Origin of the sequence: Rhizobium sp. TRM95796 (genome assembly GCF_025779995.1) — a bacterium.
In the GTDB taxonomy this organism is placed as follows: domain Bacteria; phylum Pseudomonadota; class Alphaproteobacteria; order Rhizobiales; family Rhizobiaceae; genus Rhizobium_E.
The window spans coordinates 48,606-67,983 of record NZ_JAOXHE010000014.1 but is presented as its reverse complement, the minus strand read 5'-3'; the positions used below and the strand labels follow the sequence as shown (position 1 = coordinate 67,983).

At 61.4% G+C, this 19,378-nt stretch carries 31 protein-coding genes and 1 pseudogene; 31 read left to right on the top strand and 1 reads right to left on the bottom strand.

Annotation, left to right across the window (positions count from 1 at the left end; all coding sequences use genetic code 11):
* The 30 genes and pseudogenes from OCK01_RS23980 to OCK01_RS23835 all read left to right on the top strand — a co-directional run.
* Positions 1 to 75, top strand: a pseudogene (locus OCK01_RS23980) (elongation factor Tu); the annotation flags it as partial.
* Positions 76 to 190: 115 nt separating this feature from the next.
* Positions 191 to 499, top strand: a complete 309-nt coding sequence (gene rpsJ / locus OCK01_RS23975; protein ID WP_137156080.1) for a 30S ribosomal protein S10 — start codon at positions 191 to 193, stop codon at positions 497 to 499.
* A gap of 156 nt (positions 500 to 655) precedes the next feature.
* The gene (rplC, locus tag OCK01_RS23970) at positions 656 to 1,333 is read left to right on the top strand and encodes a 50S ribosomal protein L3 (protein ID WP_137156079.1); all 678 of its coding nucleotides are present in this window, start codon (positions 656 to 658) and stop codon (positions 1,331 to 1,333) included.
* A gap of 10 nt (positions 1,334 to 1,343) precedes the next feature.
* The gene (gene rplD / locus OCK01_RS23965; protein ID WP_182826474.1) at positions 1,344 to 1,964 is read left to right on the top strand and encodes a 50S ribosomal protein L4; all 621 of its coding nucleotides are present in this window, start codon (positions 1,344 to 1,346) and stop codon (positions 1,962 to 1,964) included.
* Complete coding sequence (locus tag OCK01_RS23960) at positions 1,961 to 2,254, top strand: 50S ribosomal protein L23 (RefSeq protein ID WP_182826473.1); 294 nt, start codon at positions 1,961 to 1,963, stop codon at positions 2,252 to 2,254. The genes rplD and OCK01_RS23960 overlap by 4 nt, the downstream gene beginning before the upstream one ends.
* Before the next feature lie 11 nt (positions 2,255 to 2,265).
* Complete coding sequence (rplB, locus tag OCK01_RS23955; protein WP_263826129.1) at positions 2,266 to 3,096, top strand: 50S ribosomal protein L2; 831 nt, start codon at positions 2,266 to 2,268, stop codon at positions 3,094 to 3,096.
* Between the two features lie 20 nt (positions 3,097 to 3,116).
* Positions 3,117 to 3,395, top strand: coding sequence for a 30S ribosomal protein S19 (gene rpsS, locus OCK01_RS23950; protein ID WP_137156075.1), 279 nt, complete (start codon positions 3,117 to 3,119; stop codon positions 3,393 to 3,395).
* A gap of 2 nt (positions 3,396 to 3,397) precedes the next feature.
* Positions 3,398 to 3,787: a 50S ribosomal protein L22 gene (gene rplV, locus OCK01_RS23945; protein ID WP_182826472.1), complete on the top strand. Its 390-nt coding sequence runs from the start codon at positions 3,398 to 3,400 to the stop codon at positions 3,785 to 3,787.
* A complete protein-coding gene (gene rpsC, locus OCK01_RS23940) occupies positions 3,787 to 4,497 on the top strand; it encodes a 30S ribosomal protein S3 (RefSeq protein ID WP_182826471.1) in 711 nt (236 codons plus the stop codon). Before rplV ends, rpsC begins: the two co-directional genes overlap by 1 nt.
* A 33-nt stretch (positions 4,498 to 4,530) precedes the next feature.
* Positions 4,531 to 4,944, top strand: coding sequence for a 50S ribosomal protein L16 (gene rplP / locus OCK01_RS23935; RefSeq protein WP_182826470.1), 414 nt, complete (start codon positions 4,531 to 4,533; stop codon positions 4,942 to 4,944).
* Between the two features lie 11 nt (positions 4,945 to 4,955).
* Positions 4,956 to 5,156 (top strand): 50S ribosomal protein L29, encoded by a 201-nt coding sequence (rpmC, locus tag OCK01_RS23930; protein WP_137156071.1) that lies wholly within the window; start codon positions 4,956 to 4,958, stop codon positions 5,154 to 5,156.
* An 11-nt stretch (positions 5,157 to 5,167) separates the two neighbouring features.
* Positions 5,168 to 5,404 carry a 30S ribosomal protein S17 gene (gene rpsQ, locus OCK01_RS23925; RefSeq protein ID WP_137156070.1) on the top strand — a complete coding sequence of 79 codons (237 nt, stop codon included), beginning with the start codon at positions 5,168 to 5,170 and terminating at the stop codon, positions 5,402 to 5,404.
* Positions 5,405 to 5,607: 203 nt separating this feature from the next.
* Entirely contained in the window at positions 5,608 to 5,976 is a 369-nt protein-coding gene (rplN, locus tag OCK01_RS23920) for a 50S ribosomal protein L14 (protein WP_003536525.1), read from the top strand.
* Between the two features lie 19 nt (positions 5,977 to 5,995).
* Entirely contained in the window at positions 5,996 to 6,307 is a 312-nt protein-coding gene (gene rplX, locus OCK01_RS23915) for a 50S ribosomal protein L24 (protein ID WP_182826469.1), read from the top strand.
* Complete coding sequence (rplE, locus tag OCK01_RS23910) at positions 6,300 to 6,857, top strand: 50S ribosomal protein L5 (RefSeq protein WP_263826128.1); 558 nt, start codon at positions 6,300 to 6,302, stop codon at positions 6,855 to 6,857. The genes rplX and rplE overlap by 8 nt, the downstream gene beginning before the upstream one ends.
* A 32-nt stretch (positions 6,858 to 6,889) precedes the next feature.
* On the top strand, positions 6,890 to 7,195 hold the full coding sequence (rpsN, locus tag OCK01_RS23905; protein WP_182826468.1) for a 30S ribosomal protein S14: 306 nt from the start codon (positions 6,890 to 6,892) through the stop codon (positions 7,193 to 7,195).
* A 12-nt stretch (positions 7,196 to 7,207) separates the two neighbouring features.
* Positions 7,208 to 7,606, top strand: a complete 399-nt coding sequence (gene rpsH, locus OCK01_RS23900) for a 30S ribosomal protein S8 (protein WP_182826467.1) — start codon at positions 7,208 to 7,210, stop codon at positions 7,604 to 7,606.
* A gap of 42 nt (positions 7,607 to 7,648) precedes the next feature.
* Positions 7,649 to 8,182 carry a 50S ribosomal protein L6 gene (rplF, locus tag OCK01_RS23895; RefSeq protein WP_182826466.1) on the top strand — a complete coding sequence of 178 codons (534 nt, stop codon included), beginning with the start codon at positions 7,649 to 7,651 and terminating at the stop codon, positions 8,180 to 8,182.
* 12 nt (positions 8,183 to 8,194) lie between these two features.
* Complete coding sequence (rplR, locus tag OCK01_RS23890; RefSeq protein ID WP_137156064.1) at positions 8,195 to 8,557, top strand: 50S ribosomal protein L18; 363 nt, start codon at positions 8,195 to 8,197, stop codon at positions 8,555 to 8,557.
* Positions 8,558 to 8,690: 133 nt separating this feature from the next.
* Complete coding sequence (gene rpsE / locus OCK01_RS23885) at positions 8,691 to 9,266, top strand: 30S ribosomal protein S5 (protein ID WP_263826127.1); 576 nt, start codon at positions 8,691 to 8,693, stop codon at positions 9,264 to 9,266.
* 11 nt (positions 9,267 to 9,277) lie between these two features.
* Positions 9,278 to 9,472, top strand: a complete 195-nt coding sequence (gene rpmD / locus OCK01_RS23880; RefSeq protein ID WP_182826465.1) for a 50S ribosomal protein L30 — start codon at positions 9,278 to 9,280, stop codon at positions 9,470 to 9,472.
* Positions 9,473 to 9,487: 15 nt separating this feature from the next.
* Positions 9,488 to 9,964 (top strand): 50S ribosomal protein L15, encoded by a 477-nt coding sequence (gene rplO, locus OCK01_RS23875; RefSeq protein WP_182826464.1) that lies wholly within the window; start codon positions 9,488 to 9,490, stop codon positions 9,962 to 9,964.
* A gap of 217 nt (positions 9,965 to 10,181) precedes the next feature.
* Positions 10,182 to 11,519, top strand: coding sequence for a preprotein translocase subunit SecY (gene secY / locus OCK01_RS23870; RefSeq protein WP_263826126.1), 1,338 nt, complete (start codon positions 10,182 to 10,184; stop codon positions 11,517 to 11,519).
* A complete protein-coding gene (locus OCK01_RS23865; RefSeq protein ID WP_182826463.1) occupies positions 11,519 to 12,169 on the top strand; it encodes an adenylate kinase in 651 nt (216 codons plus the stop codon). Before secY ends, OCK01_RS23865 begins: the two co-directional genes overlap by 1 nt.
* 230 nt (positions 12,170 to 12,399) lie before the next feature.
* Entirely contained in the window at positions 12,400 to 12,768 is a 369-nt protein-coding gene (gene rpsM, locus OCK01_RS23860; RefSeq protein ID WP_137156058.1) for a 30S ribosomal protein S13, read from the top strand.
* A gap of 125 nt (positions 12,769 to 12,893) precedes the next feature.
* Entirely contained in the window at positions 12,894 to 13,283 is a 390-nt protein-coding gene (gene rpsK / locus OCK01_RS23855; RefSeq protein WP_137156057.1) for a 30S ribosomal protein S11, read from the top strand.
* Between the two features lie 97 nt (positions 13,284 to 13,380).
* Positions 13,381 to 14,391 (top strand): DNA-directed RNA polymerase subunit alpha, encoded by a 1,011-nt coding sequence (locus OCK01_RS23850; protein ID WP_263826125.1) that lies wholly within the window; start codon positions 13,381 to 13,383, stop codon positions 14,389 to 14,391.
* Between the two features lie 117 nt (positions 14,392 to 14,508).
* On the top strand, positions 14,509 to 14,931 hold the full coding sequence (gene rplQ / locus OCK01_RS23845) for a 50S ribosomal protein L17 (protein WP_182826461.1): 423 nt from the start codon (positions 14,509 to 14,511) through the stop codon (positions 14,929 to 14,931).
* A 70-nt stretch (positions 14,932 to 15,001) separates the two neighbouring features.
* Complete coding sequence (locus tag OCK01_RS23840; RefSeq protein WP_263826124.1) at positions 15,002 to 15,520, top strand: GNAT family N-acetyltransferase; 519 nt, start codon at positions 15,002 to 15,004, stop codon at positions 15,518 to 15,520.
* Between the two features lie 211 nt (positions 15,521 to 15,731).
* Positions 15,732 to 15,908: a hypothetical protein gene (locus OCK01_RS23835; RefSeq protein WP_263826123.1), complete on the top strand. Its 177-nt coding sequence runs from the start codon at positions 15,732 to 15,734 to the stop codon at positions 15,906 to 15,908.
* Positions 15,909 to 16,431: 523 nt separating this feature from the next.
* Here the strand turns inward: OCK01_RS23835 and OCK01_RS23830 are convergent.
* Positions 16,432 to 17,559, bottom strand: coding sequence for an S-(hydroxymethyl)glutathione dehydrogenase/class III alcohol dehydrogenase (locus OCK01_RS23830; protein WP_263826122.1), 1,128 nt, complete (start codon positions 17,557 to 17,559; stop codon positions 16,432 to 16,434).
* Between the two features lie 179 nt (positions 17,560 to 17,738).
* Between OCK01_RS23830 and OCK01_RS23825 the strand changes: the two genes are divergently transcribed.
* Positions 17,739 to 19,349, top strand: a complete 1,611-nt coding sequence (locus OCK01_RS23825; protein ID WP_263826121.1) for a GMC family oxidoreductase — start codon at positions 17,739 to 17,741, stop codon at positions 19,347 to 19,349.
* Positions 19,350 to 19,378 lie beyond the last annotated feature (29 nt).

The following is a 19,378-nucleotide window of genomic DNA, read 5'->3' as shown; positions in this document are numbered from 1 at the left end:
GAAAAGCTGCGCTTCGCCATCCGCGAAGGCGGCCGCACCGTCGGCGCCGGCATCGTCGCCTCGATCATCGAGTAATCGTTAACCATCACGGTTTACGGAGCGAGGGCAGGGGCCTTCAAAGCCCCTGTCCTCCTTCAATAAGAAACAAGAACAGTGTCCGGATCGCGGACATTTATTAAGGACTAGTCGAATGAACGGCCAGAATATCCGCATCCGCCTCAAGGCGTTTGATCATCGGATCCTCGATGCCTCCACGCGCGAAATCGTCTCGACGGCCAAGCGCACGGGAGCCCAGGTTCGCGGCCCGGTTCCTCTTCCGACCCGGATCGAGCGCTTCACGGTCAACCGCTCTCCGCACGTGGACAAGAAGAGCCGCGAACAATTTGAGATGCGCACGCACAAGCGCCTACTTGACATTGTCGATCCGACACCGCAAACGGTCGACGCGCTGATGAAACTCGATTTGGCCGCAGGCGTCGACGTCGAAATCAAGCTCTGAGACTGGCGAAAGCCGAATAACAAGGAAGGTACGTGGCGGGTCCCGCCAACGGCTTCCAACAACGGGAAACCGTAAGGCCGAGAGGCCTCACGGAATCTTTAAACAAAGAGGCGTGAGGGGGCTTGCCCCGTCAGGGACTCTCAAGAGGACGAACCGATGCGTTCAGGTGTAATTGCACAGAAAGTGGGAATGACCCGCATCTACACAGATGCCGGCGAACATGTTCCCGTCACAGTTTTGCGCATGGAAGGCTGCCAGGTGGTCGCCCAGCGTACCGAAGACAAGAACGGCTACACCGCCGTTCAGCTTGGCGCGGGCGTCGCCAAGGTGAAGAATGTTTCCAAGGCCATGCGCGGCAACTTCGCTCTCGCGCAGGTGGAGCCGAAGGCAAAGCTCGCAGAATTCCGCGTGTCCGCCGAGAACCTTCTCGATGTCGGCACCGAACTGGCCGCGAGCCACTTCGTTCCGGGACAGCTGGTCGACGTGACCGGCACTTCGATCGGTAAGGGCTTCGCCGGCGCCATGAAGCGCCACAATTTCGGCGGTCTCCGCGCCACGCACGGCGTGTCCGTCTCTCACCGTTCGCATGGTTCTACCGGTAACCGCCAGGATCCGGGCCGCGTCTTCAAGAACAAGAAGATGGCCGGCCACATGGGCGCGACCCGCGTGACCACGCAGAATCTCGAAGTGGTTTCGACCGATGACGATCGTGGTCTGATCCTGGTTCGCGGCGCCGTTCCCGGCTCCAAGGGCTCCTGGATCCTGGTCCGCGACGCGGTCAAGGCTGGCGTACCGGCTGACGCTCCGCGTCCGGCTGGCGTCCGCGCGAAGTAAGGGGGCCGATATGGATCTCGTAGTTAAGACTCTCGAAGGCAAGGACGCCGGCACTCTCTCGGTCTCCGACGCCATTTTCGGCCTCGAGCCCCGCGAAGACCTGATCGCGCGCATGGTGCGCTACCAGCTCGCCAAGAAGCGCCAGGGCACGCATCAGACCAAGACCCGCGCCGAAATCTCGCGCACGGGCAAGAAGATGTACAAGCAGAAGGGTACGGGCCGCGCTCGTCACCATTCGGCTCGCGCTCCGCAGTTCCGCGGCGGTGGTCGCGCCCATGGTCCGGTCACCCGCAGCCATGCGCATGACCTGCCCAAGAAGATCCGCGCTCTCGCGCTCCGCCACGCCCTTTCGGCCAAGGCGAAGTCCGAGACGCTGATCGTTCTCGACAATCTGGTCGCGGCCGAAGCCAAGACCAAGGTTCTCGTCAATGCGTTCGCCGGTCTCGGCCTCAGCAACGCGCTGTTCATCGGCGGCGCCGAGCTGGACAGCAACTTCAAGCTCGCCGCTCAGAACATTCCGAACGTGGATGTGCTGCCGGTTCAGGGCATCAACGTTTACGACATCCTGCGCCGCAACACGCTCGTGCTGTCCAAGGCTGCAGTCGAAGCCCTCGAGGAGCGGTTCAAATGACTGACCTTCGCCACTATGATGTGATCCGCACCCCGTCGATCACGGAAAAGTCCACTCTCGTCTCCGAAAACAACCAGGTTGTTTTCAACGTCGCGAAGGACGCTTCCAAGCCGCAGATCAAGGCCGCCGTCGAAGCTCTCTTCGGCGTCAAGGTCAAGGCCGTGAACACCCTGATCCGCAAGGGCAAGGTCAAGCGCTTCAAGGCCACGATCGGCAAGCAGCAGGACGTCAAGAAGGCCATCGTCACGCTGGTCGAAGGCCAGTCCATCGACGTGACCACCGGCCTCTGAGGAATAGAACAATGGCATTGAAAACATTCAATCCGATCACCCCGAGCCTGCGCCAGCTGGTCATCGTCGACCGGTCCGGCCTGCACAAGGGCAAGCCGGTCAAGTCGCTGACCGAAGGCCTGCACTCCAAGGGCGGCCGCAACAACCTCGGCCGGGTCACCGCGCGCTTCCAGGGCGGCGGTCACAAGCGTTCCTACCGCCTGGTGGACTTCAAGCGTCGCAAGTTCGACGTCGAAGCGACCGTCGAGCGTCTGGAATACGACCCCAACCGCACCGCCTTCATCGCGCTCATCAAGTATGACGACGGCGAGCTGAGCTACATCATCGCCCCGCAGCGTCTCGCTGCCGGCGACAAGGTGATCTCTTCTCTGAAGGGCGCGGACGTGAAGCCCGGCAACACCATGCCGCTTCAGTCCATCCCGGTCGGCACCATCGTCCACAATGTGGAAATGAAGCCGGCAAAGGGCGGCCAGATCGCTCGTTCGGCCGGCGCCTATGTGCAGCTGGTCGGCCGCGACCAGGGCATGGCGATCCTTCGCCTGAACTCCGGCGAACAGCGCCTGGTGCATGGTTCCTGCCTCGCCACGATCGGCGCGGTGTCGAACCCCGACCACGGCAACACGAACGACGGCAAGGCCGGTCGTTCGATCTGGAAGGGCAAGCGTCCGCATGTTCGCGGCGTCGCGATGAACCCGGTCGACCACCCGCACGGCGGTGGTGAAGGTCGCACTTCGGGCGGCCGTCACCCGGTCAGCCCGTGGGGCAAGCCCACCAAGGGCAAGCGGACCCGGTCGAACAAGTCGACCGACAAGTTCATCATGCGCTCGCGCCACAAGCGCTAATTGAGAGAGGAAGTCATTAAATGGCTCGTTCAGTTTGGAAAGGCCCGTTTGTCGACGGATATCTTCTCAAGAAGGCTGAGAAGGTGCGCGCAGGCGGCCGCAGTGAAGTCATCAAGATGTGGAGCCGTCGCTCCACCATTCTCCCGCAGTTCGTTGGTCTGACCTTCGGGGTCTACAACGGCGCCAAGCACGTTCCGGTGCTGGTCACGGAAGAAATGGTCGGACACAAGTTCGGCGAATTTTCTCCGACCCGGACCTATTACGGTCACGGCGCGGACAAGAAGGCGAAGAGGAAGTAATCATGGGCAAGGCTAAAACCGAACGCCGGCTCAAGGACAACGAAGCGCAGGCAGTCGCCCGCACGATCCGCGTCAGCCCGCAGAAGCTCAACCTGGTTGCCGCGCTCATCCGCGGCAAGAAGGTCGATCGCGCTCTCGCCGAGCTCGAATTCTCCCGCAAGCGCATCGCCTCGACGGTCAAGAAGACCCTCGAATCGGCGATCGCCAACGCCGAAAACAACCATGATCTCGATGTCGACTCGCTCGTCGTCTCCGAGGCCTATGTCGGCAAGTCGATGGTGATGAAGCGCTTCCACGCCCGTGGCCGCGGCCGCGCTTCCCGCATCGAGCGTCCGTTTTCGCACCTGACGATCGTCGTCCGGGAAGTTGCCGACACTGAGGAGGCTGCATAATGGGTCAGAAAATCAATCCGATCGGCTTCCGTCTCGGCATCAACCGGACCTGGGACAGCCGCTGGTTCGCAGACAACGCCGAATACGGCCAGCTTCTTCACGAAGACCTGGCGATCCGGACCTATCTGATGAACGAACTGAAGTCCGCCGGCATCGCCAAGGTGGTCATCGAGCGTCCGCACAAGAAGTGCCGCGTCACGATCCACTCGGCTCGCCCGGGTCTCATCATCGGCAAGAAGGGCGCCGACATCGAGAAGCTTCGCAAGAAGATCTCGGACATGACGTCCTCCGAGACGCATCTCAACATCGTTGAAGTGCGCAAGCCGGAAATCGACTCCACGCTCGTCGCGCAGTCGATCGCCCAGCAGCTCGAGCGCCGCGTGGCTTTCCGCCGCGCCATGAAGCGCGCCGTTCAGTCCGCGATGCGTCTTGGCGCCGAAGGCATCAAGATCACCTGCGCCGGCCGTCTCGGCGGCGCGGAAATCGCTCGCACGGAATGGTATCGCGAAGGTCGCGTGCCGCTGCATACGCTGCGCGCCGACATCGATTACGGCGTCGCTGAAGCCCATACGGCTTTCGGCGTCTGCGGCATCAAGGTCTGGATCTTCAAGGGCGAAATCCTCGAGCACGATCCCATGGCCTCCGAGCGTCGTGCGCTGGAAGGTGACAACCAGGGCGGCAACAACAACCGCCGCCGCGAAAACGCGTAATTGACGCGTAACGGCAGAGTTGGAGAATAGAAAATGTTGCAGCCAAAGCGTACGAAGTACCGCAAGCAGTTCAAGGGCCGCATCCATGGCGTCGCCAAGGGTGGCTCTGACCTCGCCTTCGGTCAATACGGCCTGAAGGCCCAGGAGCCGGATCGCGTCAATGCCCGCCAGATCGAAGCGGCCCGCCGCGCGATCACCCGCCACATGAAGCGCGCCGGCCGCGTCTGGATCCGCGTGTTCCCGGACGTTCCGGTGACCGCCAAGCCGACCGAAGTCCGCATGGGTAAGGGTAAGGGGTCGGTGGAATACTGGGCTTGCCGCGTCAAGCCCGGCCGTATCATGTTTGAGATCGACGGCGTGAGCGAAGAGCTTGCCCGCGAAGCCCTTCGCCTGGGCGCCGCGAAGCTCTCCGTCAAGACGCGCTTCGTCCAGCGCATCGCCGAATAAGGAGAAGACGAATGAAAGCGTCTGATGTTCGCGCGTTGAGCGCCGACCAGCTGAACGACGAGCTTGCCAAGCTCAAGAAAGAGCAGTTCAACCTTCGCTTCCAGAAGGCGACCGGTCAGCTCGAAAAGACCGCCCGCATCGATGAAGTGCGCAAGGATATTGCTCGCATCAAAACCATCGCCCGCCAGAAGGCGGCCGAAGCCAAGGCTTGAAGGAATAAAAAATGCCGAAACGCATTCTTCAGGGCACCGTCGTCAGCGACAAGAACGACAAGACCGTCGTGGTCCGCGTCGAGCGTCGCTTTGCCCACCCGCTGCTTCAGAAGACGGTCCGCCGTTCCAAGAAGTACAAGGCCCATGACGAAAACAACACCGTGAAGACGGGCGACGTCGTTTCCATCGAGGAATGCGCGCCGATCTCCAAGGACAAGTGCTGGAAGGTCGTCACGGTTCACAATTGAGCCGTTTCAGCCTGATGCTTTTGAACATCGCGCCCGGAAATAACGTCCGGGCGTGAAGTCTTTTTGAGAAAAGACTTGATTTCGGGCGTGTTTTCTATAAGACGCGCCCATTCCAGTGAAACTTGGATCGACAAGCCGGATCAGGGGATTCGACCTTCGGGTCCTGTCCAACCGTTCCGGTCATAACAAGAAGGCGACCTGACATGATTCAGATGCAAACAAACCTCGACGTGGCGGACAATTCCGGCGCCCGTCGTGTCATGTGCATCAAAGTGCTGGGCGGCTCCAAGCGTAAATACGCTTCGATCGGCGACATCATCGTCGTCTCGATCAAGGAAGCCATCCCGCGTGGGCGCGTGAAGAAGGGCGACGTGATGAAGGCCGTGGTGGTTCGGACCGCCAAGGACATCCGCCGCGCCGACGGCAGCGTGATCCGCTTCGACACGAATGCAGCCGTTCTCATCGACAACAAGAAAGAGCCGATCGGCACCCGTATCTTCGGACCGGTTCCGCGCGAACTCCGCGCCAAGAACCACATGAAGATCATCTCGCTGGCTCCTGAAGTTTTGTAATTATCGAGGAACGACTGAGATGCAAAAAATTCGTAAGGGCGACAAGGTCGTCATTCTGACCGGCAAGGACAAGGGCCGTTCCGGCGAAGTCCTCCAGGTCATTCCCAAGGAAGATCGCGCCATCGTCCGCGGGATCAATGTCGTCAAGCGCCACCAGCGCCAGAGCGCTTCGCAGGAAGCCGGCATCATCACCAAGGAAGCTCCGATCCATCTGTCGAACATCGCGATCGCCGACCCCAAGGACGGCAAGCCGACCCGCGTCGGTTTCAAGGTCGAAGGCGACAAGAAGGTCCGCGTTGCCAAGCGTTCGGGAGTGTCCATCGATGGCTGAAGCTAAGTACGAGCCCCGGCTCAAGACGGAATACGTCTCCCGCATCCGCAAGGCGTTGCAGGAGCAGTTCAACTACGCCAATGAAATGATGATCCCCCGTCTGGACAAGATCGTCATCAACATGGGCGTCGGCGAAGCGACGGCTGACTCGAAGAAGCCGACCGTGGCCGCCCAGGACCTCTCGGCGATCGCCGGCCAGAAGGCCGTCGTCACGCGGGCCCGCAATTCTATTGCAGGCTTCAAGGTCCGCGAAGGCATGCCGATCGGCGCGAAGGTCACCCTGCGCGGCGCCCGCATGTTTGAATTCATGGATCGCCTGGTCAACATCGCGCTGCCGCGCGTTCGCGACTTCCGCGGCCTGAATCCGAAGAGCTTTGATGGTCGCGGCAATTTCGCCATGGGCATCAAGGAGCACATCGTGTTCCCGGAAATCAACTACGACAAGGTTGATCAGATGTGGGGCATGGACATCATCGTTTGCACGACGGCGAAGACCGACGACGAAGCTCGGGCTCTGTTGAAAGAGTTCAACTTCCCGTTCCGTCAGTAACCGTAACGACGAGCGTAGAAAAGGAAAAACCAATGGCGAAAACGAGCGCAGTTGAGAAAAACAAGCGCCGCCGTAAGCTGGTTGCCCAGCAGGCCAACAAGCGGGCCAAGCTGAAGGCGATCATCCAGAATCGCGAGCTTCCGATCGAAGACCGGTTCCGGGCTACCCTCAAGCTGGCCGAAATGCCGCGCAACGGCTCCAAGACCCGCATTCGCAATCGTTGCGAAGTGACTGGTCGTCCGCGCGCATTCTACCGGAAGCTCAAGATGTCGCGTGTGGCTCTGCGCCAGCTCGGCAACTTCGGGCAGATCCCCGGCATTGTGAAGTCCAGCTGGTAAGGAGGGCAAGCGATGTCCATGTCTGATCCCTTGGGTGATATGCTCACCCGTATCCGCAACGGCGTTGCCCGTCGCAAGTCGTCGGTTTCCACGCCGGCCTCCAACCTCCGCGCTCGCGTCCTCGACGTGATGCAGGCGGAAGGCTACATCCGTGGCTACAGCAAGGTCGATTTCGAGAACGGCAAGTCCGAGCTCAACATCGAGCTGAAGTATTACGAAGGCGCGCCGGTGATCCGCAAGATCGACCGCGTGTCCAAGCCGGGCCGCCGGGTCTATGTCTCGGTCAAGTCCATTCCGCAGGTCGCGAACGGTCTCGGCATCACCATCCTTTCGACTCCGAAGGGTGTGATGGCCGATCACCAGGCTCGTGAACAGAATGTTGGCGGCGAACTGCTCTGCTCGATCTTTTGATCGAGCCGACGGTTTCGCGTAACGAACAGACAGGTAAGAAAAATGTCTCGTATCGGTAAAAAGCCCGTTCAGGTGCCTGCAGGCGTGACCGCCACTGTCGAAGGACAGAAGGTAACGGCAAAGGGCCCGAAGGGCGAACTCGTCTTCGTCGCGAATGACGAAGTCGTTCTGTCCTATGAAAACAACACGGTTGCGGTGGCTCCGGCCAACGAATCGAAGGACGCCCGCGCAAAGTGGGGCATGTCCCGCACCATGATCGAAAATCTGTTCAAGGGTGTGAAGGACGGCTATGAGAAGAAGCTCGAAATCACCGGCGTCGGTTACCGCGCCGCGATGCAGGGCAAGAACCTGCAGCTTCAGCTCGGCTTTTCCCACGACGTGATCTATCAGCCGCCGGAAGGCATCTCGCTTGCTTGCCCCAAGCCGACGGAAATCGTCGTCACGGGCATCAACAAGCAGGTGGTCGGTCAGGTCGCTGCCGAGATCCGCGAATATCGCGGTCCCGAGCCCTATAAGGGCAAGGGCGTGAAATACGCCGGGGAGCGCATTGTCCGCAAGGAAGGCAAGAAGAAGTAAGGAAGACGCAAAATGGCTAGCACTAAAGAAAAGCTCGTGCAGCGCGCAAGCCGCGTCCGCCGTCAGATCAAGGCTGTCGCCAATGGTCGTCCGCGTCTGTCCGTGCATCGTTCTTCCAAGAACATCTACGCGCAGATCATCGACGACGTGGCCGGCCGCACACTCGCCGCCGCTTCGACGCTCGACGCCGGTCTCCGTTCTTCGCTGAAGACGGGCGCCGACGTTTCCGCCGCCGCCGCTGTGGGCAAGCTCGTCGCCGAGCGCGCCGTTGCAGCGGGCGTGAAGGACGTGGTCTTCGACCGCGGCGCCTTCATCTATCACGGCCGCATCAAGGCTCTCGCCGATGCAGCCCGCGAAGGTGGTCTGAACTTCTGATGTCGAGCCCGGTCCGCCGGGCTCTTCCCCTTTGAAGCCAAGCTTCATTGAACCGGCCCTGGAGCCTTTTCGAGGACCCAGGGCTTTTATGTAAACTGCCGTTTGCACCCGGAAAAGAAAAAGGAAAAGGACAATGGCACAGGAAAAGCGTGGTTCGCGCGACGAGCGTTCGAACCGTGAAGAGCGCGACAGCGAGTTTGTCGACAAGCTGGTCGCCATCAATCGCGTCGCCAAGGTGGTGAAGGGCGGCCGTCGTTTCGGCTTTGCCGCTCTCGTCGTCGTCGGCGACCAGAAGGGCCGCGTCGGCTTTGGTCATGGCAAGGCGCGCGAAGTGCCGGAAGCCATCCGCAAGGCCACCGAAGCCGCCAAGCGCGATCTGATTTTCGTGCCGCTTCGCGACGGTCGCACGCTGCATCACGACGTCAACGGTCGCCATGGCGCCGGCAAGGTTCTGCTGCGTTCGGCCAAGGCCGGTACCGGCATCATCGCCGGCGGCCCGATGCGCGCCGTCTTCGAAACGCTCGGCGTTCATGACGTCGTCGCCAAGTCGACCGGTTCGTCGAACCCCTACAACATGGTTCGCGCCACCTTCGACGCCCTGAAGAACCAGGTTCACCCGAAGGACATCGCTGCTCAGCGCGGCATCAAGTACGCGACGCTTCAGAACCGTCGCGCGTCCATCGGCGCCGCCGCTGCTTCCGAAGAATAAGGATTCGCAAGATGGCTGAAGCAAAGAAGACGATCACCGTTGAGCAGATCGGTTCGCCGATCCGTCGTCCCGACCGTCAGGAAAAGACCCTGATCGGCCTCGGTCTCAACAAGATGCACCGCACCCGTACGCTCGAAGACACGCCGTCTGTCCGTGGCATGATTGCCAAGGTCAGCCACCTCGTGCGCATCGTCGACGATAAGTAAGACGGAGACACGACAATGAAACTGAACGAAGTCAAGGACAATGAAGGCGCGCTGAAGTCGCGCAAGCGCGTTGGCCGTGGTATCGGTTCCGGCACCGGCAAGACCGGCGGTCGCGGCGTGAAGGGTCAGAAGGCCCGTTCGGGCGTCGCCATCAACGGTTTCGAAGGCGGCCAGATGCCGATCTATCGGCGCCTGCCGAAGCGCGGCTTCACCAACATCTTCGCCGCCGACTACGTCATCGTGTCGCTCGGCCGGGTGCAGCAGGCTGTTGACGCCGGCAAGCTCGACGTCTCCAAGACCGTCGACGCCGCCGCTCTCAAGGCCGCCGGCGTGATCCGCCGCATCAAGGACGGCGTCCGCCTCCTGTCCGACGGCGAACTGACCGCGAAGGTCTCCTTCGAAGTGTCCGGCGTTTCCAAGCCGGCCGTCGAGAAGGTCGAAAAGGCCGGCGGTTCGGTCAAGATCCTCGGCGAAGCAGCCGCCGCCGAGTAAGTTGATGATTAAGACGCCCGGTGTGCTTCACACCGGGCGTTTTTGCTTCTATATGAATGCCTCACGACCGGATTCCGTCTTTTGAGACGGTCCGGGCCATTCGCCAGAGGTGAGGCCGTGTTGATGTCCATCGCCGCCCGCTTCCGGTTCATTCGACAGGAAAGACCCCGCCAGTCCCCGGTTCTCGCCGCGGGAGTTTGGTTTTGCGGAGAGAGTTATGGCTTCTGCAGCGGAACAGCTTGCGTCCAATCTGAGCTTTTCGACATTTTCGAAGGCTGAAGAACTTAAAAAGCGTATTTGGTTCACCCTTGGCGCACTTCTCGTGTATCGCCTCGGCACCTATATCCCGCTGCCAGGCATCAATCCCGACGCCTTCGCAAACGCCTTCCAGTCGCAGGCGGGCGGCATTCTCGGCCTCTTCAACATGTTCTCCGGCGGCGCCGTCAGCCGCATGGCGATCTTCGCCCTGGGCATCATGCCCTATATCTCCGCTTCGATCATCGTCCAGCTGATGACCTCCGTCGTGCCTGCGCTCGAGCAGCTCAAGAAAGAGGGCGAGCAGGGCCGTAAGATGATCAACCAGTACACCCGCTACGGCACGGTGATTCTCGGCGCGCTGCAGGCCTACGGCATCGCGGTGTCGATGGAAGCCGGGCAGGGGATCGTCGCCGATCCGGGCTGGTTCTTCCGCATTTCCACGGTCGTCACGCTTCTCGGCGGCACCATGTTCCTGATGTGGCTGGGCGAGCAGATCACCTCGCGCGGCATCGGCAACGGCATCTCGCTGATCATCTTCGCTGGCATCGTCGCTGCTCTTCCGCATGCGCTGGCCAACACGCTCGAACTCGGCCGCACGGGCACGCTGTCCACGGCGATCATCCTGGTCGTCATCGTGGTCGCGATTGCCGCGATCGCCATGATCGTCTTCTTCGAGCGCGCCCAGCGCAGGCTGTTGATCCAGTATCCGAAACGGCAGGTCGGCAACCGGATGTTCCAGGGCGACACTTCGCATCTGCCGCTCAAGCTCAACACGGCCGGCGTCATTCCGGCGATCTTCGCCTCGTCGCTTCTGCTCTTGCCAGCCACGCTTGCCGGCTTCTCCGGCTCGAGCGCGCTGCCGGACTGGGCGACGGCGATCGTCGCCGCGCTCGGCCACGGCCAGCCCCTCTACATGCTGCTCTATGCGGCCCTGATCGGCTTCTTCGCCTTCTTCTACACGGCGATCGTCTTCAATCCGAAAGACACGGCCGACAATCTCAAGAAGCATGGCGGCTTCATTCCGGGCATCCGTCCGGGTGAGCGGACCGCCGAATATATCGATTATGTGCTGACCCGCATCACGGTGATCGGCGCGGCCTATTTGATCATCGTCTGTATTCTGCCCGAAATTCTGATCGCTCAAACCGGCGTCCCGTTCTACCTTGGTGGTACTTCGCTTTTGATCGTGGTTAGTGTTACTCTGGATACGGTTGCGCAGATCCAGGGCCACCTCATCGCGACCCAGTATGAGGGGCTCATCAAGAAATCGAAACTCCGGGGAGGGAAGAGGGGATAATGAGGCTTATTCTGTTGGGGCCTCCGGGGGCCGGCAAAGGCACCCAGGCCCAGCGTATCGTCGAGAAGCACGGCATCCCGCAGCTTTCGACGGGGGACATGTTGCGGGCGGCCGTCGTTCAGGGGACCGAAGTCGGCAAGCGCGCAAAGGCTGTGATGGACGCCGGCAATCTGGTGTCCGACGATATCGTCAACGCCATCGTTTCGGAGAGGATCGACCAGGCCGATTGCGCCAGGGGTTTCATCCTCGACGGCTATCCGCGCACGCTGGTGCAGGCCGATTCCGTCGATGCGATGTTGTCGGCCAAGGGCATGAAACTCGATGTCGTCATCGAGATGCAGGTGGATGACACGGTGCTCGTCGAGCGCGTGTCTGGTCGTTACACCTGCGCCACCTGCGGCGCGGGCTATCACGACAAGAATCACCAGCCGAAGGTGGAGGGCGTCTGCGACAAGTGCGGCGGCCATTCCTTCAAACGTCGCCCCGACGACAACGCTGAGACCATGACCACCCGTCTTCAGGACTATTACAAGAAGACGTCGCCGCTCATCGGCTATTATCACGCCAAGGGATTGCTCAAGCCGGTTGACGGCATGGCTCCGATCGATGAAGTAACGGCAGCGATCGAAACGATTCTTTCGCGCGTGTGACATCCAAAAAACTTTTAGCGGAAGGTTGCCTTTTTAAGGCTTTTCCGCTAATGACGCGCCAACTCGCGAAAGATTTAAAGCGATCGGCGCGGATTTCCCCTGAAGTGGGAAAACCCGTTACGGTCGTTTTTGACATGAAGCGAACCGGATAAAAGGCAACAGGCGGCCGTACGCGGTCGTGAAACAACAACCGATTGCCGGATGGCAAGCGGAATGCAAGGAGAATAGGTGTGGCCCGTATCGCTGGCGTCAACATCCCGACTCAGAAGCGCGTCGTCATCGCGCTGACCTATATTCACGGGATCGGTCCGAAATTTGCTCAGGAAATCATCGAGAAGGCCGGCATCGCTGCCGACCGTCGCGTGCATCAGCTCACTGATGCGGAAGTCCTGCAGATCCGTGAAACGATCGACCGCGACTACCAGGTCGAAGGCGACTTGCGTCGCGAGACCTCGATGAACATCAAGCGTCTGATGGACCTCGGCTGCTATCGCGGCCTGCGTCATCGCCGCTCCCTGCCGGTGCGCGGTCAGCGCACGCACACCAACGCCCGCACCCGCAAGGGTCCGGCCAAGGCGATCGCCGGCAAGAAGAAGTAATTCCTCCTTGCCGCAGCCGATAGGCGGCGGATGCCGGTTCCCGGCGTCCACCGCCTAAATGCTATGGCGAGGATGGTGTAGCCGCTGGTGTTACGGCGGTGAAGAGATCAACGAAAGGACTAAAAATGGCCAAGGAAGCCGCTCGCGTTCGCCGTAGGGAACGCAAGAACATCTCGTCGGGCGTCGCCCACGTGAACTCCACCTTCAACAACACGATGATCACGATCACCGATGCCCAGGGCAACGCGATCGCCTGGTCGTCTGCCGGCGCGAAGGGTTTCAAGGGTTCGCGCAAGTCGACCCCGTTCGCCGCTCAGGTCGCCGCTGAAGACTGCGCCAAGAAGGCCCAGGAACACGGCATGAAGTCGCTGGAAGTCGAAGTCTGCGGCCCCGGTTCGGGCCGTGAATCCGCGCTGCGCGCCCTGCAGGCCGCCGGTTTCACCATCACTTCGATTCGCGACGTCACGCCGATCCCGCACAATGGCTGCCGTCCGCGCAAGAAGCGCCGCGTCTGATCATCAATAACGGCCGGTTCGGGTTTTGGCCCGGGCCGGTTTTCCTCGATGTCGATCGCCACGATTGGATGGTGGCGCGAATGGAAGGTCACATCACATGATTCAGAAGAACTGGCAGGAACTCATCAAGCCGAATAAGGTCGAGTTCACCTCCTCGAGCCGCATCAAGGCGACCCTGGTCGCCGAGCCGCTCGAGCGTGGTTACGGCCTGACGCTCGGCAATGCGCTCCGCCGCATCCTGCTGTCGTCGCTGCGCGGCGCCGCCGTCACGGCGGTGCAGATCGACGGCGTGCTGCATGAATTCTCCTCGATTCCCGGCGTTCGCGAAGACGTCACGGACATCGTGCTCAACATCAAGGAAATCGCCATCAAGATGGATGGCGACGATCCCAAGCGTATGGTCGTGCGCAAGCAGGGTCCGGGCGTGGTCACCGCTGGAGATATCCAGACGGTCGGCGACATCGAGATCCTCAATCCGAGCCATCCGATCTGCACGCTCGACGAGGGCGCTGAGATCCGTATGGAATTCACGGTCGCCAACGGCAAGGGCTATGTTCCCGCCGACCGCAACCGTGCGGAAGACGCGCCGATCGGCCTCATCCCGGTGGACAGCCTGTTCTCTCCGGTCAAGAAAGTGTCCTACAAGGTGGAAAACACCCGCGAAGGCCAGGTTCTCGACTATGACAAGCTGACCATGACCATCGAGACCGATGGTTCCGTCACCGGCGAGGACGCCGTCGCTTTTGCGGCTCGCATTCTTCAGGACCAGCTCTCCGTGTTCGTCAACTTCGACGAGCCGCAGAAGGAAGCCGAAGAAGAGGCGATCACCGAACTCGCGTTCAACCCGGCCCTCCTCAAGAAGGTCGACGAGCTCGAACTGTCGGTGCGTTCGGCGAACTGCCTCAAGAACGACAACATCGTCTATATCGGCGATCTCATCCAGAAGACCGAAGCCGAGATGCTCCGCACTCCGAACTTCGGTCGCAAGTCGCTGAACGAGATCAAGGAAGTTCTCGCCTCGATGGGCCTGCATCTCGGCATGGAAGTGCCTGCATGGCCGCCGGAGAACATCGAAGAGCTCGCCAAGCGCTACGAAGACCAGTACTGAGAAACAAAAAGGCAGGCTCGCTTGCCTTTCCCAGACAAACGGCAGGACTTGTTCCTGCTTGTGCCAGGAAACGGCAGGCTCGCAAGATCTGAGACCTGCGCTTAAAGGAGTATAGCCATGCGCCACGGAAATTCGGGCCGCAAGCTCAACAGAACCGCCAGCCACCGCAAGGCGATGTTCGCCAACATGGCGGCTTCGCTGATCGAACACGAACAGATCGTCACCACCCTGCCGAAGGCGAAGGAAATTCGCCCGATCGTGGAAAAGCTGGTGACGCTCGGCAAGAAGGGCGACCTGCACGCTCGTCGTCAGGCCATCTCGCAGATCGGCAGCTCGGAACTCGTCGCCAAGCTCTTCGCCGCGATCGCTCCGCGCTACGCCAACCGCAACGGCGGCTACCTTCGCATCATGAAGGCCGGCTTCCGCCACGGCGACAACGCGCCGCTGGCCGTGATCGAATTCGTCGATCGCGACATTTCGGCCAAGGGCGCCGCTGACCTGCAGCGCGTCGAAAACGAGAAGGCCGCCGAAGCCGCTTGATCGGTTTTGGACTGGTGTCATTCGAAAGCCGGGCCTCGCGCCCGGCTTTTGTCGTTGAGGGAGACGGATGATGATCGCCACCGAACGGCTCGTGCTGCGACCGCATGCGCTAGAGGATTTCGACGCCTATGCGCCGATGTGGTTGACGCAATCGATGAGCGGCGACATCAAATCGCCGCTGCCGGTGCTGAACGAAGAACAGGTGTTCGCCCGGTTGTTGCGATGGATAGGCCATTGGCAGTGCTTTGGTTTCGGCCCGTTTGTGGCCGTGGATCGTGAGACGGGCGCAATCTGCGGCGAAGTGGGTTTCGCCTATTTCAAACGTGGTCACGGACCGCTTTTCGATCAGGCGCCCGAAGCGATGTGGAAGATCGCCAACGGTTTTCAAGGACAGGGGCTTGCGCGCGAAGCCAAACAGGCGGCGCTGGCCTGGATGGACAAACGCCCGGAAGGAAACCGTGTGGTCTGCATGATCGACCCCATCAATACGCCGTCGATTGCGTTGGCTCAAAAGCTGGGATTCCGGGAGTTTGGCGGTAGAGATTATCATGGCGTCAATCTGGTGTTGTTCGAGCGCGTTCTGCGCTGAGCAATGACCGTAAGAGCGGCGGATGCTGATGCTGGGGAGGAGGAAGTTCAACGTGACTGTTCCGCATCGTCCGATCCGTCCTCGATGTCAGGCGTGATCTGCGGCATTCGGCCGTGGCGGATCGCCAGGATATGGCCGTTCCCTGCCCACGCTGATAATCGAAAAGATAAGCGTCCACGACGAGAGTACGCCCGCCCTTGATCTGAAGCCCGTGCATCCGATTTCCGGCTTCGTCGAAGGTCGCCGACACAGTCTTGGCGCGGCGGATGATATCCAGAAAACTCTGGGCGGCGTGTTTGTTTCGGCGGCGAAGATATACGGTTTCATTCCGAACGAAATCGGCCGCTTCTCTCGAAACCTTGATCCGGTCCCGGCGATTTCGTCATGAACGTGCTCCTCGTTGAATATGTAAGACAATGTAAGACGCAGGTCTCGCTGCGTCAGCTTGGTGATGTTTCTCGATCGCGCGCAGCTTGCCACGGCGCCCCTGCGAATGCAGGTCCGGATCGTAAATTCTCTTGTGGCGTTACGTCCCCCTCTTTCTCCGCGGCTTTATCCTCTATCCGTTCCGCCACCGGAGTGTTTCGCGAGACTTTGCGGGCAGGCGGAAACGAAGCGGTCGTTTCGGCGGGTCCTCGCCAAAGCCGAGATGACTTCGAAGCAATCGACGCCTCTGCTGGCGGCGTCGGCTGCGTCAGGTGAGCCGGTTCCCAACACGGTTCATGCTTCGAGGCCGCGCGGAAGCAAAGCCTGACTACAGACTACCAGGAATGCCCGCTTTCGCGCGGCTCTCCTTCATCACCCCGGCGGATTTCTCCGTGCGGGATTTTCGTGTTGGCGCGTTCGCGACAAATCAAAACGCCGGGGTCGTGAGACCCCGGCGTCTTAAAAAATCGGTCGATCGTCGCAGCTCAGTACACGACCACGCCGCGCACGCTTTCGCCCGAATGCATCAGGTCGAAACCCTTGTTGATGTCTTCGAGCGGCATCACATGGGTGATCATCGGATCGATCTGGATCTTGCCGTCCATGTACCAGTCGACGATCTTCGGCACATCGGTGCGGCCGCGCGCGCCGCCGAAGGCGGTGCCCATCCAGGTGCGGCCGGTGACCAGCTGGAAGGGACGGGTGGAAATTTCCTGGCCGGCGCCGGCGACGCCGATGACGACGGATTTGCCCCAGCCGCGATGGCTGGCTTCGAGCGCCTGGCGCATCACCTTGGTGTTGCCGGTGCAGTCGAACGTGTAGTCGGCGCCGCCGATCTGGTCGGCTCCGCGCTTGGTCATGTTGACGAGATAGGGGACGATGTCGCCCTCGACTTCCTTCGGATTGACGAAGTGGGTCATGCCGAAGCGCTCGCCCCAGGCCTTCTTGTCGTTGTTGATGTCGACGCCGATGATCATGTCGGCGCCGGCGAGGCGCAGGCCCTGGATGACGTTGAGGCCGATGCCGCCGAGACCGAAGACGATGGCGGTTGCGCCCATTTCCACTTGCGCCGTGTTGATGACGGCGCCGATGCCGGTGGTGACGCCGCAGCCGATATAGCAGATCTTGTCGAAGGGCGCGTCTTCGCGCACCTTGGCCACCGCGATTTCCGGCAGCACGGTGTAATTGGCGAAGGTCGAGCAGCCCATATAGTGATGGATCTTGTCCTTGCCGATCGAGAAGCGGCTGGTGCCGTCGGGCATCACGCCCTGGCCCTGGGTCGAGCGAATCGCGGTGCAGAGATTGGTCTTGCGGCTGAGGCAGGAGGGGCAGGAGCGGCATTCCGGCGTGTAGAGCGGAATGACGTGATCGCCCTTCTTCACCGAGGTCACGCCCGGGCCGACATCGACGACGACGCCGGCGCCTTCATGGCCGAGAATAGCGGGGAACAGGCCTTCGGGATCCGCGCCCGACAAAGTGAAGTCGTCGGTGTGGCAGATTCCAGTCGCCTTGACCTCGATCAGCACTTCGCCGGCGCGCGGGCCTTCGAGCTGAACGGTCATGATTTCGAGCGGTTTGCCGGCTTGCACGGCCACGGCGGCGCGAACGTCCATGGGAATCCTCCATTGGCGGATGACAATTGTTTTGCGGCTAGAGAACATATCGGAGGCCGGCCGGGCAAGCCTGAAAGCGTAAAATAACGGCGCGTCTGACGCCGCCGTCGTCACGCTGTCAAGAAGCGGTTGACCTTTACGTAAGCGAGAACAATTCTAGGGCCGGGGAGGATCACGTCATGGAGTTCGACTATGTCATCGTCGGTGGAGGATCGGCGGGTTCCGTGCTTGCGGCGCGGTTGAGCGAGAGGCCTGAGGTGACCGTTTGCCTGATCGAGGCGGGCGGCGAGGGCCGCGATCTCGCCATCCGCATGCCGCTCGGCATTGTCGCCATGGTCAGCGGCAAGCCGAAATACAACAATTGGGCGCTGTTCACCGAACCGCAGGAAAAGCTCAATGGCCGGCGCGGCTTCCAGCCGCGCGGCAAGGCTCTGGGCGGATCGAGCGCCATCAACGCCATGCTCTATGTGCGCGGCCATCCCACCGATTACGATCGCTGGGCGGAGCTCGGCTGCGCCGGCTGGTCCTGGCGCGAGGTGCTGCCCTGGTTCGTGAAGACGGAGGGCAATCAGCGCGGCGACAGCCGGCTGCATGGCGGCTCTGGTCCCTTGCAGGTGGGCGAACAGCAGACGCCGCGACAGATCTCCGCCCGCTTCATCGACGCCTGCCGGCAGGCGGGCCTGCCGCTCAACGACGATTTCAACGGACCGGAGCAGGAAGGAGCCGGCCTCTATCAGGTGACGCAATTCTGGGACGGGCCGAAAAAGGGCGAACGCTGCTCGGCGGCGGCGGCCTATCTGCATCCGGTCATGGGACGGGGCAATCTCAAGGTCATGACGGGCGCGCATGCCGAACGATTGCTCCTCGAAGGACGAACCGCGCGCGGCATGGTCGTCAGGCGCGGCGGCCAGAGACACGAAGTGAGGGCGCGGCGCGAGGTGATCCTGTGCTCCGGCGCCTTCGGCTCGCCGCATCTGCTGCTGCTGTCCGGCATCGGCCCTGGGGCCAAGCTCAAGGGGGCGGGAGTCGAGGTCGCGCATGACCTGCCGGGAGTGGGCGAAAACCTTCAGGACCATCTCGACTATGTCCACGCCACCCGCTCCAACGGCGCCGACACGGTGGGGCTGACGCCGTCAGGCCTGATGACCATCGGCCGGGAAATGCTGCGCTGGCGGAAGAATGGTGCCGGGCTCTGCGCCTCGCCGGTCGCCGAAGTCGGCGCCTTTCTCCGCTCTTCGCCGGAGGTCGCCATTCCGGACCTGCAACTCCATTTCGTCATCGGCCTCTTGGAAAATCACGCCCGCAAGCTGCATCTGCCGCAGGGCTATTCCGGCCATGTCTGCGTGCTCCGGCCGTTCAGCCGCGGCGAGGTGGGGCTGCATGGTCCCGATCCCAGACTGCCGCCCAGGATCGATCCGCGCTATCTGAGCGACGCCCGCGACGAGGCGCTGCTGATCACCGGCATCCGCCGGATGCTCGACATCATGTCCAAGCCGGCGCTCGACGCCGTCAGGGGCCGCGATCTCCATCCTTTCGCGAATCTGAGCGATGCGGAGATCCTCAGACAGATCCGGGCGCGGGCGGATACGATCTACCACCCGGTCGGCTCCTGCCGGATGGGCGTCGATGCGCTGTCGGTCGTCGATCCCGAAGCGATGAAGGTCAGGGGCATGGAGCGGCTGCGCGTCATCGACGCCTCAATCATGCCGACGCTGATCGGCGGCAACACCAATGCGCCCACGATCATGATGGCCGACCGCATGGCGGCGCGGATCGCGGCGGGGAGGTGAGGCGCGGCGGCGGTCGTCAGGCGTGATGA